This is a genomic window from Streptomyces sp. NPDC048420 (assembly GCF_040651535.1).
Lineage (GTDB): Bacteria > Actinomycetota > Actinomycetes > Streptomycetales > Streptomycetaceae > Streptomyces.
The window spans coordinates 296,342-310,984 of sequence record NZ_JBEZKG010000005.1 but is presented as its reverse complement, the minus strand read 5'-3'; the positions used below and the strand labels follow the sequence as shown (position 1 = coordinate 310,984).

15 protein-coding genes are annotated in these 14,643 nt (G+C 70.6%); 7 read left to right on the top strand and 8 right to left on the bottom strand.

The genetic code is table 11. The features are described from left to right. The first annotated feature begins 137 nt into the window (after nt 1-137). Complete coding sequence (locus tag AB0D34_RS11050) at nt 138-578, top strand: carboxymuconolactone decarboxylase family protein (protein ID WP_362659783.1); 441 nt, start codon at nt 138-140, stop codon at nt 576-578. On the opposite strand, the gene AB0D34_RS11045 is transcribed toward AB0D34_RS11050, so the two are convergent. Further along, complete coding sequence (locus tag AB0D34_RS11045; protein ID WP_362659781.1) at nt 565-3,042, bottom strand: alpha-L-arabinofuranosidase C-terminal domain-containing protein; 2,478 nt, start codon at nt 3,040-3,042, stop codon at nt 565-567. The two genes, AB0D34_RS11050 and AB0D34_RS11045, sit on opposite strands and share 14 nt — an antisense overlap. 152 nt (nt 3,043-3,194) lie before the next feature. Here AB0D34_RS11045 and AB0D34_RS11040 point away from each other — a divergent pair, with 152 nt between their 5' ends. Further along, complete coding sequence (locus AB0D34_RS11040; RefSeq protein WP_362659779.1) at nt 3,195-3,674, top strand: DUF6314 family protein; 480 nt, start codon at nt 3,195-3,197, stop codon at nt 3,672-3,674. Nucleotides 3,675-4,045: 371 nt separating this feature from the next. Here the strand turns inward: AB0D34_RS11040 and AB0D34_RS11035 are convergent, their stop codons facing one another. Then, entirely contained in the window at nt 4,046-4,639 is a 594-nt protein-coding gene (locus AB0D34_RS11035) for a histidine phosphatase family protein (protein WP_362659776.1), read from the bottom strand. A 73-nt stretch (nt 4,640-4,712) separates the two neighbouring features. Next, the gene (locus AB0D34_RS11030) at nt 4,713-5,153 is read right to left on the bottom strand and encodes a GNAT family N-acetyltransferase (protein ID WP_362659773.1); all 441 of its coding nucleotides are present in this window, start codon (nt 5,151-5,153) and stop codon (nt 4,713-4,715) included. A 91-nt stretch (nt 5,154-5,244) separates the two neighbouring features. On the opposite strand from AB0D34_RS11030, the gene AB0D34_RS11025 reads away from it, so the two are divergent. Next, nucleotides 5,245-5,880 carry a DUF6461 domain-containing protein gene (locus tag AB0D34_RS11025; RefSeq protein ID WP_362659770.1) on the top strand — a complete coding sequence of 212 codons (636 nt, stop codon included), beginning with the start codon at nt 5,245-5,247 and terminating at the stop codon, nt 5,878-5,880. On the opposite strand, the gene AB0D34_RS11020 is transcribed toward AB0D34_RS11025, so the two are convergent. Next, the gene (locus AB0D34_RS11020) at nt 5,877-7,307 is read right to left on the bottom strand and encodes a PLP-dependent aminotransferase family protein (protein WP_362659767.1); all 1,431 of its coding nucleotides are present in this window, start codon (nt 7,305-7,307) and stop codon (nt 5,877-5,879) included. The two genes, AB0D34_RS11025 and AB0D34_RS11020, sit on opposite strands and share 4 nt — an antisense overlap. On the opposite strand from AB0D34_RS11020, the gene AB0D34_RS11015 reads away from it, so the two are divergent. Together AB0D34_RS11015 and AB0D34_RS11010 are read left to right on the top strand one after the other, a co-directional pair. Next, a complete protein-coding gene (locus tag AB0D34_RS11015; protein WP_362659764.1) occupies nt 7,306-8,217 on the top strand; it encodes a DMT family transporter in 912 nt (303 codons plus the stop codon). The two genes, AB0D34_RS11020 and AB0D34_RS11015, sit on opposite strands and share 2 nt — an antisense overlap. Nucleotides 8,218-8,302: 85 nt before the next feature. Further along, nucleotides 8,303-8,503, top strand: coding sequence for a DUF1918 domain-containing protein (locus tag AB0D34_RS11010; RefSeq protein WP_053848921.1), 201 nt, complete (start codon nt 8,303-8,305; stop codon nt 8,501-8,503). A 1-nt stretch (nt 8,504) separates the two neighbouring features. Here the strand turns inward: AB0D34_RS11010 and AB0D34_RS11005 are convergent, their stop codons facing one another. After that, on the bottom strand, nt 8,505-9,731 hold the full coding sequence (locus AB0D34_RS11005; RefSeq protein WP_362659761.1) for a family 10 glycosylhydrolase: 1,227 nt from the start codon (nt 9,729-9,731) through the stop codon (nt 8,505-8,507). Between the two features lie 156 nt (nt 9,732-9,887). Here AB0D34_RS11005 and AB0D34_RS11000 point away from each other — a divergent pair, with 156 nt between their 5' ends. Further along, nucleotides 9,888-10,787 (top strand): 3-hydroxybutyryl-CoA dehydrogenase, encoded by a 900-nt coding sequence (locus tag AB0D34_RS11000; protein WP_362659758.1) that lies wholly within the window; start codon nt 9,888-9,890, stop codon nt 10,785-10,787. Between the two features lie 210 nt (nt 10,788-10,997). Next, entirely contained in the window at nt 10,998-11,255 is a 258-nt protein-coding gene (locus AB0D34_RS10995) for a hypothetical protein (RefSeq protein WP_362659756.1), read from the top strand. Between the two features lie 125 nt (nt 11,256-11,380). Here AB0D34_RS10995 and AB0D34_RS10990 read toward each other — a convergent pair whose 3' ends face one another. The 3 genes from AB0D34_RS10990 to AB0D34_RS10980 form a co-directional block, all read right to left on the bottom strand. Then, nucleotides 11,381-11,920 carry an NUDIX hydrolase gene (locus tag AB0D34_RS10990; protein ID WP_362659753.1) on the bottom strand — a complete coding sequence of 180 codons (540 nt, stop codon included), beginning with the start codon at nt 11,918-11,920 and terminating at the stop codon, nt 11,381-11,383. 75 nt (nt 11,921-11,995) lie between these two features. Continuing rightward, nucleotides 11,996-13,336, bottom strand: a complete 1,341-nt coding sequence (locus AB0D34_RS10985; protein ID WP_362659750.1) for a transcriptional regulator — start codon at nt 13,334-13,336, stop codon at nt 11,996-11,998. 204 nt (nt 13,337-13,540) lie between these two features. Beyond that, complete coding sequence (locus AB0D34_RS10980) at nt 13,541-14,566, bottom strand: PP2C family protein-serine/threonine phosphatase (protein WP_362660123.1); 1,026 nt, start codon at nt 14,564-14,566, stop codon at nt 13,541-13,543. Nucleotides 14,567-14,643: the final 77 nt, after the last annotated feature.

The following is a 14,643-nucleotide window of genomic DNA, read 5'->3' as shown; positions in this document are numbered from 1 at the left end:
CCGTGCGTTGTTGCTGCGCCGATTTAGACCGGGGGTGCATACGGTTGGTTGTCCTACCGCAGATGGCGGTGCAGTGAATTCCGTACGCCCCGGAGGCAACGGTGGCCGAGGGGACCGTACGGGCAGAGGGAGCTGACATGAGCGAGAGCACCACCCGCGAGGAGCGTTTCGCGCGCGGCCTGGAGATGCTGGGGAGCGTCAATCCCGAGGTGGGACAGCTGGTCGTCGACTCACTGGCCGACATCAGCCCGGAGATGGGCCACCAGCTCGTCGCCTGGGGGTTCGGCGAGATCTATTCCCGTCCGCAGCTCGTGCCCCGGGACCGCCAGTTGGTGACGCTGGGCATGCTCACCGCGCTCGGCGGCTGCGAGACCCAGCTGGAGGTGCACGTCCACACCGCCCTGAACGTGGGCCTGGCCCCTGAGCAGATCGCCGAGGCGCTGCTCCAGTCGGCCGGCTACTGCGGCTTCCCCAGGGCGCTGAACGCCATGGCCGTGGCGAAGAAGGTATTCGCCGAGCGTGGGCTGCTGCCCGTCGGACAGCAGCCCACGCCGGAGGGTCGAGCTACCTCTGCCTGATCCTGAGGAAGGTGACCGAGTTCGCCGGGAAGGTGTACGAGAACTTCCCGGCGACCCCGTCGAAGGTGGATGTGACCGGGGCGACCGCGGTCGACGTCTCACTGTTCACGGCGTCCGGGGCGGCCGCCAGCGTGGTCACCCGGGCCTTGGACGCCACCTTGGCGCCGCCCAGGTCGATCGCCGTACGGGCCGCCGAGTCCTGGGCGTTGACGACCTTGACGATCAGGTCACCGGTCTTCTTGTCCTTGGTGACGACCTGCCGGAACGGCTCGGCCGGCCTGTCGTCCTTGAAGCTGTCCCACTCCTGACCGTCGAGGTAGAGGGTGACCTGACGGCCCCGCACCTTGACGTCGACGTCGTAGGTGCGACCGGTCTCCACCGACCCCGCCTTGGAGATCAGCGTCGACTTGCCGCCGTCCACGGCCTGTTCGACGGCGGACTGGGTGTTGTTCCAGCCACCGATGTTCCACCAGTAGTAGTTGCCGGTGTCCTTGACGCCGAAGGCGACGAGGAAGCCCTCCTTGCCGGCCTTCTTGGTGGCCTTCACCTGCAGGTCGTAGTCGTGCCAACTCGGGTCGCCCGCCGAGACCATGGTGTTCTCGGCGGCCACGTCCGTCTGCACGTACTGCCCGTCCTGGACACTCCAGCTGCCGCCGCCGGTGTGCGTCCACCGCGAGGCACCGGAGGAGAAGTCGTCGGTGAGCAGCGCCCGGCCGTCGGCATCCGTGACCTTCACGTCGTCGTACGCCGCCGTCGTCGCCCACGTCGACAGGCCCACGGCGCCGGTGATCGGGGCGAGCAGCGAGGGCGTGCCGGTGGCCGTCGACGGCACCACCCGGTCGCCGACGTTGTTCATGAAGAGCTTCTGGACCTCGTAGTTGGCGGAGTTCCAGGAGGCGTGGTTGTTGAACCAGACCAGGTCCGGGCGCCACTGGACGTAGTCCTCGTTGGCGAACAGCGGGGCGTAGGAGGCGAGTTTGACGACATCCGCGTTGCGCTCGAGACCGGTCATGAACGCCGCCTCGGCGAGACCGTTCTTGAAGGTGTTGCCCAGGGAGGCGTACTCGCCGAGGAAGACCTTCGGACCGTTCCTGTCGTAGGAGTCGTAGCGGTCGTTGTTCTGCAGGAACCACTGCGTGCTGTTGTAGTAGTGCTCGTCGACCATGTCGACCTTGGCGTCCTTGTTGAGCTGCCAGGCCGTGTCGAAGGTCGTACCGGAGTCGTCCGGGCCGGAGTTGGAGATCACCTGGATGTCCGGGTACTTCGCCTGGACGGCGGCGCGGAACTCCTTGAAGCGGGCGAAGAACTCGTTCGGCAGGTTCTCCTCGTTGCCGACCTCGATGTGGGTGAGGCGGAAGGGCTTGGGGTGTCCCATCTGGGCGCGCTTCTTGCCCCAGGTCGAGGTCACCGGGCCGTTGGCGAACTCGATGAGGTCGAGGGTGTCCTGGACGTGCCGCTTCAGCAGCGCGTCGTCGGCAACGGCCTGGTTCTGACCGCAGCCGGTCACCAGGGCCGGGACGACGGGCAGCGGCATGGCGCCGAGGTCCTCGGAGAGCCGGAAGTACTCGTAGTAGCCGAGGCCGTAACTCTGGTTGTAGCCCCAGAAGTTGGAGTTGGTGGCGCGCTGCTCGACCGGGCCTATGGTGTCCTTCCACTGGTACGAGCGCTTGCGCTGCCAGCCGGAGGCCTCGCTGTAGTCCTCCATCGAGCCCGTGTTGACCAGGCAGCCTCCGGGGAACCGCACAAAGCCCGGACGCAGGGCGGCGATCTTCTCGGCGAGGTCCTTGCGCAGGCCGTTGGACTCACCGCGGTAGGTGTCGCGCGGGAACAGGGACACCATGTCGAGGGCGGCCGCGGCGGAGGAGGCCACGGTGAGGCGGCCGGCGCTGCTGGTCCGGGTGGCGGTGAAGGTGGCCTTGTACCGGGCCCAGCCGCTCTTCGTCACGGCGACCCGGCGGGCCGTGGCCAGCGCACCGTCGGCGTCCTGCAACGACACGGCGAGTTGGGTACCGGCGCCCGCGCGCGCCCACACCGAGAAGTCGTACTTCTTGCCCTCGTCGAGGTGGATGCCGGTGTTGTATCCGGCGTTCGTGACGGACGAACCGGCCGCCAGGGAGAGGTAGTTGCGGTTGCGTGTGTTGAGGCGCCCGTCGTCGTTCACGACCTGGGCGGTGCCGTCGACCGTCCACGAGGTCAGCGGGGTGTACGAGGAGTTGTCGGCGGTGGAGTACTCGAAGGACCGGTTCTGTACGAGCTCGGCGTACAGACCTCCGTCGGCGGCGCGGTTGATGTCCTCGAAGAAGACGCCGTACATCGTGTCGTCGATCTTCGCGCCCTTGGCGGCCGGGTCGACGGTGATCGCGTAGTCGGTGACGTCCTCTGCATGGGCGGGTGCGGGGACCAGACCGGCGGCCACCAGGAAGGCGGTGGCGCCGAGACCGAGTCTCCAGCGGGTGCGTGACATGGATGCTCCGCGGCTCTGTCGAAGTGGGGTTCTACCGAAGTCGGGTTCGAAATATCAGACAATGATCAGCACTTCGAACGGCAAGATAGGGAGGGGGATTCCGGAGCGTCAACGGGTCGCGCGGTACCGAAAGTGTCGGAAGTGAGGGACGCATGAGCGGGTTCTGGCCAGTGCCGGATGCGCTGAGGTATCTGGCCGGCACCTGGCGGACCGAGCGCACCGTGCGGGATCTGGAGAGCGGGGCGGAGGGGGAGTTCTCCGGCACCACCGCTTTCGGCCAACTGGAGGGCGGCGGCCTGCTGTCCGAGGAGTCCGGCACCTTCACCTGGCAGGGCGTCCCGCGCCCCGCCGAACGGACCCTGCGCTTCCTGCCCGGAGGATCACCGGGCACGGCGGACGTCCGCTTCTCCGACGGCCGCCCCTTTCACGACCTCGACCTGACGTCCGGCCACCATGTCGCCGACCACCCCTGCGCGGCCGACCTCTACCGCGGCGAGTTCACCGTCCTGGACGCGGACCACTGGCGCACGGTGTGGCGGGTCGGCGGCCCGGCCAAGGACCTCGTCCTGACGACCGACTACACGCGTACGGGGGCGGGCGACTGCGGGCCGCTGCGCACACGAGACGGCTGACGGCACGAGTCCAACGGCAGCCTCCGGCAGGCGGCGGCCGTCTACTCAGGGCACGGGTACGCCTGGGAGCCACCCGCACGAGAGGGCCCGCCGACCGCCCCCAGGACACCGTCGGCGACCCACCACGCGGAACCCGGAGGCCACCTCACCCAAGAGCGGCCACGACACCCCACGCAAGCCCCGACGACCACCACCGACACAGGCCGACCGACACCTCACCGCACCAGACCACGCGACAGCCACCGCCCGGACGGCCAACGGCTCACGGCGCGGACCCGCCCGCATAAAACAGCCGGTAACCCACCAGCGAGCCCCCGCAGCCACCCGCACGAGACCCACCAGCCACCGGCCCGCACCACGCGCCCCCTCCCCTAGCCCCGCACAGGGTGAGCCGGCGCCCCCTCGAAGCGGAGGTTCCAGCGGCCCGCCCGGCCCGTGACCGTGGTTGCCGACAGGGGGCGTACGTCGATGTTCCAGTAGGTCGACGGCGGAGCCTTCAGGGCGTACACCAGCGCGGCCCGGATCACGGCGGGCTCCGCGACGGCGACGACACGGCCGCCGTCCTCCACCGGCCGGGTGTCGAGCCACTCCCCCACCCGCGAGATGAAGGTCAGCAGTGACTCACCGCCGTGCGGGGTCGCCCGCGGGTCGGCGAGCCACGCGTCCACGGACCCCGGCTCACGGGCCATCGCCTCGCCGAGGGTCAGCCCGCGCCAGCGGCCCATGTCACAGTCCCGCAGGGCGAGTTGGACCAGCGGGGAGTAGCCGAGGGCCTCCCCGGTGGCACGGCTGCGGGGCGTGGGCGAGCAGTAGCGCAGTTCGGCCGCCGCGAGCGGCAGCAGTTCCCGCGCGGCGGCCAGCACCTCGTCCCAGCCGGCCTGGTCGAGCGGACGGTCGTCCTCGAACCGCTCGGCGAGCAGCGAGGAGCTGCGCGCGGCGGCGACGAACGTGACCCGAAGTTGCATGCGGCGATCGTGAGCCGCGGAAGTGCGCAGGTCAAGAGGCGTTACCGGGCGGTTACCCTGGGTGTGCGCAGGTTCACCGGTCGAGGACCAGCGCCATCCAGATGTCCGGCTCGACCAGTGGCGCGAACCCCAGCTTCTCGTACACCCCGTGCGCGTCCCGGGTGGCGAGCAAGATCCGCCGCAGCCCGTGCGGCCGCAGGTGCTCGCGCACCGCCCCGACGAGGGCCACCCCGATCCCCTTCCCGCGTACGGCACGGTCCACGTACACATCGCACAGCCAGGCGAAGGTGGCCCTGTCGGTGACGACCCGCGCGTACCCCACCTGCTCCCCCGACGCCGTGTCGTACACCCCGAAGTTGAGCGACTCCGCGATGGCCCGGTCCTGCTTCTCCCGCGGGCGCCCGATGGCCCAGTACGCGTCGGTGGACAGCCAGTGATGCACCCGCCCGGCGTCGAGGCGGTCCGGGTCGGTGGAGATCTCGTAGCCCTCGGCGAGGGGCGGGGTGTCGTTCATGCCGGGAGATTCCCAGCTCACGACCGTCGGCGTCGAACGGTTTTCGCGGCGGACGGAGGCCGTTGTCAGTGCCGGGTGCCATGCTGCGGACATGACGGGGATGACGGGGATGACGACGGCCGCGGACTACGCGTGGCTCAAGGAGCGGTACGAGCTCCTGCTGGAGGCGTACTGCGTCACGCTGGTCCGGGACATCACACCGGAGGAGCTGCTCCGAGAGCTGGGCGCCGAAGGGCGGATGCGGATCGTCGGGGTGGACGGACTGGCCGGGCCGTCGTACGAGGTGTCCCGCCCGGCCCGGCAGTTCGCCGGGGCCGCGGCGACGGGCCGCTGGACGCTGATGGTCGAGTTCAACGGCTACCTCGGCGTCACCGATGCGGCCATGCTGCCGGTCTCGCGCGGCCGCAGGGTGGTCTCCCACTTCCTCAACGTCAACGCGGTGGACCGCTTCTGCTGGTACGAGGACGGCGATCTGCGCCTGCACTTCCAACCGCTCTTCGCCGACGAACGCCATGGGAGCCGTCCCGACGAACTCCTCGACGCCATGCGGGAGTCGGGCTTCGACCTGGCCGAGCGCGACGAGGACGGTGACCACGACGCGTACTACGCGGCCCTGACCGGCGCCTCCTTCGCTCTCGCCCACCGTCTGACCGGCATACGCCTGACGCCGGAACTCTTCGCGACCGCCGAGTTCCTGTGCGGGGTGGCGCCGGTGCCGCGCGGCTAGAGCACCTCCTCACAGGCGGTACGGAGCCGCCGTACGCCCTCGGTGATCTCCTGTGGACCCGCCACCGCCGCGAAGCTCAACCGGAGGTGTCCGGCGGGGGGTTCGGCACTGAAGTACGGGCGGCCGGGGGTGATCGCGACGCCCGCGCGGAGCGCTGCCGAGGTCAGGGCGGCCTCCGTGCCGTCGGGCAGGCGCAGCCACAGGTGGTAGCCACCCGACGGGATGTGCGGGAGGGCCAGTTCGGGGAGGTCGAGGTGCAGTGCGGTGGTCATCGCGTCCCGGCGGGCCTTCAACTCCGTCGAGATCGTGCGCAGATGGCGGGGCCAGGCCGGCGAGCCGACGAGTTCCAGGGCCGCCTCCTGGAGTGGGCGCGGGACGAAGAAGGTGTCGACGATCTGGATCGCGCGCAGGCGTTCCAGTACCGGGCCACGGGCGGCGAGTGCGCTCACCCGGAAGCTGGGCGAGGTCGCCTTGGTCAGCGAGCTGACGTGGACGACGACTCCGTCGGGGTCGTCGGCGGCCAGCGGACGCGGCAGCGGGCCGGCGTCCTCGTGCACCAGCCGTCGTACGAAGTCGTCCTCCACGACGAACGCGCCGGCCTCGCGGGCGATCCGCAGCACCTCGCCCCGGCGTTCGAGGGCGAGCACCGCGCCGGTCGGGTTCTGGAACAGCGGCTGGCAGACGAACACCCGGGCGCCGGTCGCCCGGAACGCGTCGGCGAGCAGGTCCGGCTTCACGCCGTCCGGATCGACCGGGACGGGGACCGGCCGCAGGCCCGCGGAGCGGGCGATGGCCAGCATGCCCGGGTAGGTGGGCGACTCCACCAGTACAGGTGCGCCGGGCGGGGCCAACGCGCGGAGCGCCGTCGTGAGCGCCGACTGGCCGCCCGCGGTGATCAGCACCTCCGCGGCCGTGACCGCCCCGCCGATGTTCCGCGCGAACCACTCACGCAGTTCCGGCAGTCCCTCCGTCGGAGGCCGTCCCCAGGCACCGGGACGGCGGCCCGCGCGGGCCAGGGCCGCGGACATCGCGCGCTCCGGCTGGAGATTGGGGTGCAGATACCCGCCGTTGAACTCGATCACGCCCGGCGGCGGGGCGGCCAGCGAGACCAGCACGCCGGACGCGTCCACCGAGCGCGGTACTAGGTCGGCGGCGCCGTCCGCGCTCAGCGCCACCTCCTGCCACGAGGTGTCCCCGGCCGCGGCGGCGGTGGTCCGGGCCCGGGCGCGGAAGGCTCCGGCGCCGGGCCGGGTGACCACAAGCCCCTCGGCGGCGAGCTGGGCGAGGGCGCGGGAGACGGTCACCGGACTGACCCGGAACCGTTCGACCAGCGCCCGACTCGACGGGAGCTTTCCACCTGGAGAGTAGCGGTCGAGCTCATGTCTGAGCTGTTCCGCCAGTTCACCGACACTGCTACGCTCATGCATGAAAGTAGAGAGTAGCGCTACTGCGCCGACCCGGATAGCGGTCATCACCCCCACGCAGACCGTCGGCACCCTCCAGGCCGCCCTCGGAGTCGCCGCCTTCTCCCTCACCTTCCCCGCGACGGCGTGGGGGCTCGAGGGCTTCGGACCCTGGTCCCTCGTCGCCGTCCGGAGTGTGCTGGCGGCGCTGATCGCGGGCGGCTGTCTGCTGGCGCTGCGGGTGCCCCTGCCGAGCCGTCGTGACCGACCGGGGCTCGTGGTCGTCGCCGCCGGTGTCGTCGTCGGCTTCCCGCTGCTGACCACGCTCGCCCTGCAGACGTCGACCACCGCGCACGCCGCCGTCGTGGTCGGTCTCCTCCCCCTGACGACCGCGCTGCTGTCCGCCCTGCGCGTCGGCACCCGTCCCTCGCGCACCTTCTGGACGGCGGCTCTCGCGGGCGCGGCCGCGGTGGTCGCCTTCACCGTGCAGCAGAGCGGCGGCGCACTCAGCACCGCCGACCTGTATCTCTTCGCCGCCCTGCTGGTGTGCGCGGCCGGCTACACCGAGGGCGGCCGGCTGGCCCGGGTCATGCCCGGCTGGCAGGTCATCGCATGGGCGCTGGTGCTGTGCCTGCCGTTCAGCGTGCCGGCGGCGGCGCTCGCGCTGTCGTACGAACCCGTCCACCTCACCGCGCACAGCGTGTCCGGACTGCTCTGGGTCGCGGCGGGCTCGCAGTTCCTCGGCCTGGTCGTCTGGTACCGGGGCATGGCGGCGATCGGGATCCCGAAGGCCAGCCAGTTGCAGCTTGCCCAGCCCCTGCTCACACTGGTGTGGTCGGTGCTGCTGCTCGGCGAGCACCTGACGGTGGCCGCCCCGCTGACGGCCGCGGCGGTGCTCGTGTGCATCGCGGTCACCCAGCGGGCGCGGGGTTGAGCGACGCGTACGCGCCGGCTCCCAGTAGGCCCCCGCGCCGTAAAATCAGGCCACGGACCGCTCACTTGGTGAGGAGGCACCGCTGATGCGTGCAACCGTGGGCGACCAGCTTGTCCAGCACGGCAGGGTGGTCGGACAGCAGGACAAGGTCGGCGAGATCGTCGAGGTGATGGGTCAGGAGGGCAACCCCCCGTACCGCGTCCGCTTCGAGGACGGGCACGAGGGCGTGTGCTCACCCGGCCCCGACACCGAGATCCGGCACCGGTTCCAGCAGACCGGCCGGTGACTCAGCGCGGGGGAATCGCCGGCTTCTGATAGTGGTCGGCGACCACCCGTGCCATCGCCCCGGTCTTGTCCGCCGCGATCTCCCGCGCGGCGAAGAAGACGTGCCCGCGAGCCTGCTGGTACCGGCGCGCGAGCGTGAGGTGCCGGGACAGTTCCGCGGGGTCCTGCCAGGCGGCTGGCTGCGCCGGGTCCCCGGCCTTGTAGAGGGCCTCGCCCAGGTACAGCTTCGTCCTGCTGCCGCGCGCCTGCTCCGCCCACCAGGGCACCAGCTTCGCGTAGTCGGCGGCGGCGAAGCCGATGTTCCAGTAGAGCTGCGGCACCAGGTAGTCGAGCCAGCCCTCACGCAGCCACTTACGGGTGTCCGCGAAGTTGTCGTCGTAGGACTGCACACCCGCGCTCGTGTCCGAGCCGAGCGGGTCGGTGGAGTCGTTGCGCCACACCCCGAAGGGGCTGATGCCGAACCGGGTGGTGGGCCGGATCCGCTTGATGGCGGCCGCCGTCTCCAGGACCAGCTTGTCGATGTTGTTCCGCCGCCAGTCGGCCCGGCTGACGAAATCCCCGCCGTAACGGTCGTAGGCCGCGTCGTCGTCGAAGGTCTGGCCTGGCACCGGGTACGGGTAGAAGTAGTCGTCGAAGTGGACCGCGTCCACGGGGTACTTGTGCACCGCGTCGAGGATCGCCTTCTGGACGAAGGCGCGGACCGCGGGCAGCCCGGGGTTGTAGTAGAGCTTTCCGGCGTACGGCACCACCCAGTCCGGGTGTCGGCGGGCAGGGTGGGAGGCGACCAGCTTCGTCGGGTCGCTGTGGAGGGCGATGCGGTACGGGTTGAACCAGGCGTGCAGCTGCAGGCCCCGCCGGTGCGCCTCGGTCACGGCCGTGCCGAGCGGGTCCCAGCCCGGGTTCCTGCCCTGTGTCCCGGTGAGGTACTGCGACCACGGCTCGTACGGCGAGGGCCACAGGGCGTCGGCGGTGGGCCGCACCTGGAACATCACCGTGTTCAGACGGTCCGCCGCCGCCCGGTCGAGGTGCGCGATGAGCTCCGCGCGCTGCTGGGCGGCGGTCAGCCCCGGCTGCGACGGCCAGTCCCGGTTGCCCACGGTGGCCAGCCACACCCCCCGCATCTCGGTCGCCGCCCGCCTCGGATGCCGTGGCGTGGCCGCCGCTTCCGAGGCCGTCGTCAGGGTCGACAGCGCGGCCAGGGCGAAGGCCCGGCGCGACAGACGTCCCATGTGCACACTCCCCCGACTCCATGGATCCGCGCGGTCACGGATCGTCTCCCGGCCCCAGAATGCCCGACGGATGACGGACCCCGGCGATCGATCATCGATACTTGGGAGTAACGTGCACGAACGGAGCAGGAACCGGCCACGGCTGACCTGCCAGAGGTGAAGACCAGCGAAAGGGACGAAGTGACGGACTTCCCGGCGGGAGACATCGCACGCGTCGGAGTGGTGGGCTGCGGCCAGATGGGGGCGGGCATCGCCGAGGTGTGCGCCCGCGCCGGTCTGGACGTGAAGGTCGCCGAGACCACCGGCGAGGCCCTGGAGATCGGCCGCACCCGGCTGTTCAACTCCCTGACCAAGGCCGCCGAACGCGGCAAGATCACGGCGGACGAGCTGGCGGCGACGCAGGCCCGCCTGAGCTTCACCACCGACCTCGGCGAGTTCGCGGACCGCGACCTGGTCATCGAGGCGGTCGTGGAGAACGAGCAGGTGAAGACCGAGATCTTCCAGGTGCTCGACCAGGTGGTGACCCGCCCGGACGCGATCCTGGCCTCCAACACCTCCTCCATCCCGCTGGTGCGGCTCGCGGTCGCCACCTCGCGGCCCGACCAGGTCGTCGGCATTCACTTCTTCAACCCGGCCCCGGTGCAGAAGCTCGTCGAGCTGATCCCGGCGCTCACCACCTCCGAGGGCACCCTGGCCCGCGCCCAGCAGTTCGCCGAGAAGCTGCTCGGCAAGCACGCGATCCGCGCCCAGGACCGCTCCGGCTTCGTGGTCAACGCGCTGCTGATCCCGTATCTCCTCTCCGCAATCCGGATGTTCGAGTCGGGCATCGCCAGCCGTGAGGACATCGACAACGGCATGGAGCTCGGCTGCGCCCACCCGATGGGCCCGCTGAAGCTGTCGGACCTGATCGGCCTGGACACCGTCGCCTCGGTCGCGTTCTCGATGTACGAGGAGTACAAGGAGCCGCTGTACGCCGCTCCCCCGCTGCTCCAGCGCATGGTCGACGCGGGCCGGCTCGGCCGGAAGTCCGGCTCGGGCTTCTACACGTACGGCTGACCTGCACACTGTCCGTTCCAGGGTGCTGATTACACAGTGCTACGAACGCGGGCCCGGCACTCTTCGGAGCGCCGGGCCCGCGTCATTCACACACCGTGTGCGCGCCGGGCCCGCATATGCCTGTCGCACACTCTCCCCACGCGCCCACCAGGCGAGTTGACTCTTCATGCGCATGCAAGGGATGTGACGACTACGGAAAGGAGCGGACTCGTGACCGCCGACCCGGAGCATCCCGTGGTCCATGGAGAACTCGCAGAGTTACGGCGCCGCCTCGATGTCGCGTACGCACGCGTCGAGGGAGGCCTCGCTCTGCTCAGTCATCGTACGGAGGAGACGGACAAGGAGATCGACGATCTGAGCGCACGGATCATCGCCCTGGAGCACGCCCGCTGGCCGCTTCCCGCGGTCGCGGCGATCACCGCCGTGGGCGCACTCATCGTGGCGATCTGGCAGGCCCTGGGCCGCTGAGGCCTCGGGACACTCGGGTGGGGGATCAGGGCTAGGGTCTGTCCGGTGGATCAGGCCGGCTGGAAGAAACAGTGCGGACCGGCCGAGCCGAGCCCGCGAGCCCGGCATGATCCGCCGGGCAGGCCCTAGGTGTCCTGACCGAGCCTCAGATGGTGCAACAGGAGTAACGCGGCCGCCATGTTGGCGGCCGGGACCTCCCCACGGGCGACCATGTCGGGAACGAGCTTGAGGGGGACCCATTCCCGGCGGTCGGACTCGAAGTCGTCCACGGGGTGCCCGACGTACTCGCCCTCCTCGGCCCAGTAGATGTGGTGCCGGGCGTCGGTGAGTCCGTTGGAGGGCTCCACGCTCATGAGGTGCTGGAGCGGTCCCGGCCGCCAGCCGGTCTCTTCCTCGAGCTCCCTGGCGGCCGCGACGGCGATGTCCTCGCCGTCCTCGACCACGCCCGCGGCGAGTTCCCACCCCCAGCTGTCGGTGATGAAACGGTGGCGCCACAGCAGCAGGACCTCGTTGGCCTCGTTCACCACCGTGGCCACGGCGACGGGCCTCAGCCGTATCAGGAAGTGGTCGAGATGCCGCCCGTCCGGCAGCTCGACATCAGCGAGATTGACGCTGAACCAGCGGTTTTCATACACAGTTTGTTCGTTCTGTTTCGTCCACTGCACGGTTCTGCCACCTTCCGTCGAGTAAGTGGCAATATCGCAGCAGGGACTGTGGGGTGCCGGTCGTCGTGCGCCCGTCTACAACGGTACGCGCAGCGCCCCGTCGATCAGTTCGGCCGCCTCCGCCGTGCCGGCGCAGCCGCTGCGCACCAGGTGTTCGCGTACCACCCGGAGTCTGTCGCGCAGGCGCTGGGACTCCATGCCCCGTGCCTGTTCGGCCATCTGTACCGCGGTGGCCACCGCCTTGTCGGCGTTGCCCTGGCGCAGTTCGATCGTGCTGAGCATGCCGAGCCGGTGGACCCGGCCGCGGTCGTGGGCGGGGTTGTCGACGGCGGCCGCGGCGTGCGCGGCGGCCGCCGCGAGCTCGCCGAGGCTGAGGAGCGCCTCCGCCACCTGGACGTTGACGAGGCCCGGCTGGACATAGCCGGTCTCGTCGGGCTCGTATCCGCGCCGGATGCGTTCGGCGGCCTGCTCGGCCCGCCGGATGCAGGACAGCGCGGTCGTGCCGTCGCCGAGGTGGGCGTACGCCTTGGCCTGCATCGCGTAGAGGTCGCAGGCGAGCGCCGGGGTGATGTGCTTGCCCGCGGCCCTGAGGGCGGCCTCGGCGAAGGCGACGGCCTGACGGTACTCCCGCATGAACAGGGACTGGTTGACCAGCAGCGCGATCACGTACGCGCCGAGTCCGCGGTCGCCGCTGGCCTTGGCGAGCCTGAGGGCCTGGTGGAAGTAGCGCTGGGCGAGACCGTGGGCGTCGGAGTCGTAGGCGCAGATCCCGGCGACGGCCACCAACCCTCCGGTGGCGCGGTGCAGTTGGCGGCCCGTCTCGTCGGTGTAGCTGCCGCGCAGCAGCGGGGCGGCCTCGGCGTTGAGGAAGCCGACGATCCGGGTGCGGGTCGCGATGCCACCGGCCTTGCGGTACATCTGCTCGTAGTGGGTGCGGGCCGCGCGGAGCATCTCGATGTCGGCGCGGGTGACCCGGTGCCGGCCGCCGCGGGAGACGTCGACGTCCTCGGGCGGGTTCTCCCACTCCCACACGGGCATGACGGCGGGGGTGCCGGTGACCGCGGGGGCGCCCAGGATGTGCGGGCGCTGCTGTTCGTCGGAGCGCCACAGGGCGGTGGCCCGCTCGACGAAGCCGGACAGGGAGGTGCCGTGCGGGGTGGAGGGCTCACCGGGGACGCCGAGGCCGATGTCGTCGAGAGTGACGGGGCGTTGGAGCCGGCCGGCGAGCACCTCGCAGATCAGGTCGGGCACCTGGCCGCGGGGGCGCTGCCCCTTCAACCACCGCGCCACGGCGGTGTGTTCGTACCTGAGCGCGAGGCCGCGTGCCCTCCCGGCCTGGTTCACGTGTGCGGCAAGCCCCGCGTGCGAGATCCCGGCTTCGTCGAGGATCGCGTCGAGCAGAGTGTTGGGCTGCATATATGCCCCCCGGGTGGCTCGGTGCGGACAGAGTAGTGCGTTCGTCTTCGCACGGGGTGTGAACGGAGTGCCCGAATCCGCAGCGTGTGCGCACTGTTGCGGAGAGTGCCCAGCCGGTTGACTGAAATGCCTCGCAAGAGGCCGGCCGGGCCGCCGGCTCCCCCTCGTACAGTGCGGTGGCCTGGCCGTGGGCTCGACCGGGGTTCAGGTGAGGTGCGTTGTGGCTGGTCGCGCGCCCCGAGCCCCGTGAGCGGGCTGCGGTTGACGGTCGTTTCTCAGGACCAGTAAGGCCACGTCGTCCTTCGGGGTGCCGGCCGTGTGGCCGAGGAGCGCGGTGAAGACCGTGCCCAGCACAGACTGTGGAGGAGCCTCCCACGCCTTGCCCAGTGCTTCGGGCAGCGAAAAGAACCGGCCACGGCCGTCCCTCGCGTCCTCGACGCCGTCCGTGTGCAGCACCAGAGTCTCCCCCGGGAGCAGCTGACCGCACTCCAGTACCGGCACTTCACCGGGCAGGGGGAACAGGCCGAGAGGGGGTAAGGGATCCGCGCAGGACAGGGGCTCCACACGCGGGCCGCTGAGTAAGTACGGCCATGGGTGCCCACAGTTGAGGCCGTGCAGCCTGCCGTCCCGCCCGATCTCCAGCAGCAGTACGGTGGCGAACTCCTCGGTGTCCATGCCGTCCCGTTCGGCACGTTCGCGCAGGTGGCGGGCGAGCGCGCGGTCCAGTCTGCGCAGCACGCCCTCGAGTTCGGGCTCGTCATGGACGGCCTCGCGGAAGCTGCCGAGGACCGCGGCGGCCGTACCGATGGCGGCGAGGCCATGGCCCCGGACGTCGCCCATGACGACCCGTACGCCGTGTTCGGTGGCGACGGCCTCGTACAGGTCGCCGCCGATGCTGGCACCACGGTCGGCGGACAGCTGGGCCGCGGCGACGGTGAGCCCGTCGATCCGCGGGGGCAACGGCCGTAGCAACACGCTCTGCGCGGCACCCGCGACCTCGCGGGCCTGCCGGAGTTCACGCAGCAGTGCGCGCCGGACATGGATTATCAGCCCGGTGCCCACGGCGAAGAACACGGCACTGGTGACGACCCGCGCGCCGAGGCCGTTCTGCTGCGCGAGCGGGCAGGTCAGCTTGTACGTGATCGCGACGGTACCCCACACGGTGGGCAGCCCCCACGAGAGCACCCGGCGCAACGACCCCACCCGGGGAACCGCAGCCTTGAAGCACATCATGCCGATGGCCCCCCAACTAGGCCCTGCACACGCAATCGGACCGGCCTCGAAAGGCCGGTCCGATTCTGTCGACC

Coding starts and splice junctions, on each gene's coding strand:
- AB0D34_RS11020 (WP_362659767.1), bottom strand. CDS start 7,307: ATGCATGAGCGTAGCAGTGTCGGTGAACTGGCGGAACAGCTCAGACAT.
- AB0D34_RS11010 (WP_053848921.1), top strand. CDS start 8,303: ATGCGTGCAACCGTGGGCGACCAGCTTGTCCAGCACGGCAGGGTGGTC.
- AB0D34_RS11025 (WP_362659770.1), top strand. CDS start 5,245: ATGACGGGGATGACGGGGATGACGACGGCCGCGGACTACGCGTGGCTC.
- AB0D34_RS10980 (WP_362660123.1), bottom strand. CDS start 14,566: ATGTGCTTCAAGGCTGCGGTTCCCCGGGTGGGGTCGTTGCGCCGGGTG.
- AB0D34_RS11040 (WP_362659779.1), top strand. CDS start 3,195: ATGAGCGGGTTCTGGCCAGTGCCGGATGCGCTGAGGTATCTGGCCGGC.
- AB0D34_RS11015 (WP_362659764.1), top strand. CDS start 7,306: ATGAAAGTAGAGAGTAGCGCTACTGCGCCGACCCGGATAGCGGTCATC.
- AB0D34_RS11030 (WP_362659773.1), bottom strand. CDS start 5,153: ATGAACGACACCCCGCCCCTCGCCGAGGGCTACGAGATCTCCACCGAC.
- AB0D34_RS11045 (WP_362659781.1), bottom strand. CDS start 3,042: ATGTCACGCACCCGCTGGAGACTCGGTCTCGGCGCCACCGCCTTCCTG.
- AB0D34_RS10985 (WP_362659750.1), bottom strand. CDS start 13,336: ATGCAGCCCAACACTCTGCTCGACGCGATCCTCGACGAAGCCGGGATC.
- AB0D34_RS11005 (WP_362659761.1), bottom strand. CDS start 9,731: ATGGGACGTCTGTCGCGCCGGGCCTTCGCCCTGGCCGCGCTGTCGACC.
- AB0D34_RS11050 (WP_362659783.1), top strand. CDS start 138: ATGAGCGAGAGCACCACCCGCGAGGAGCGTTTCGCGCGCGGCCTGGAG.
- AB0D34_RS11035 (WP_362659776.1), bottom strand. CDS start 4,639: ATGCAACTTCGGGTCACGTTCGTCGCCGCCGCGCGCAGCTCCTCGCTG.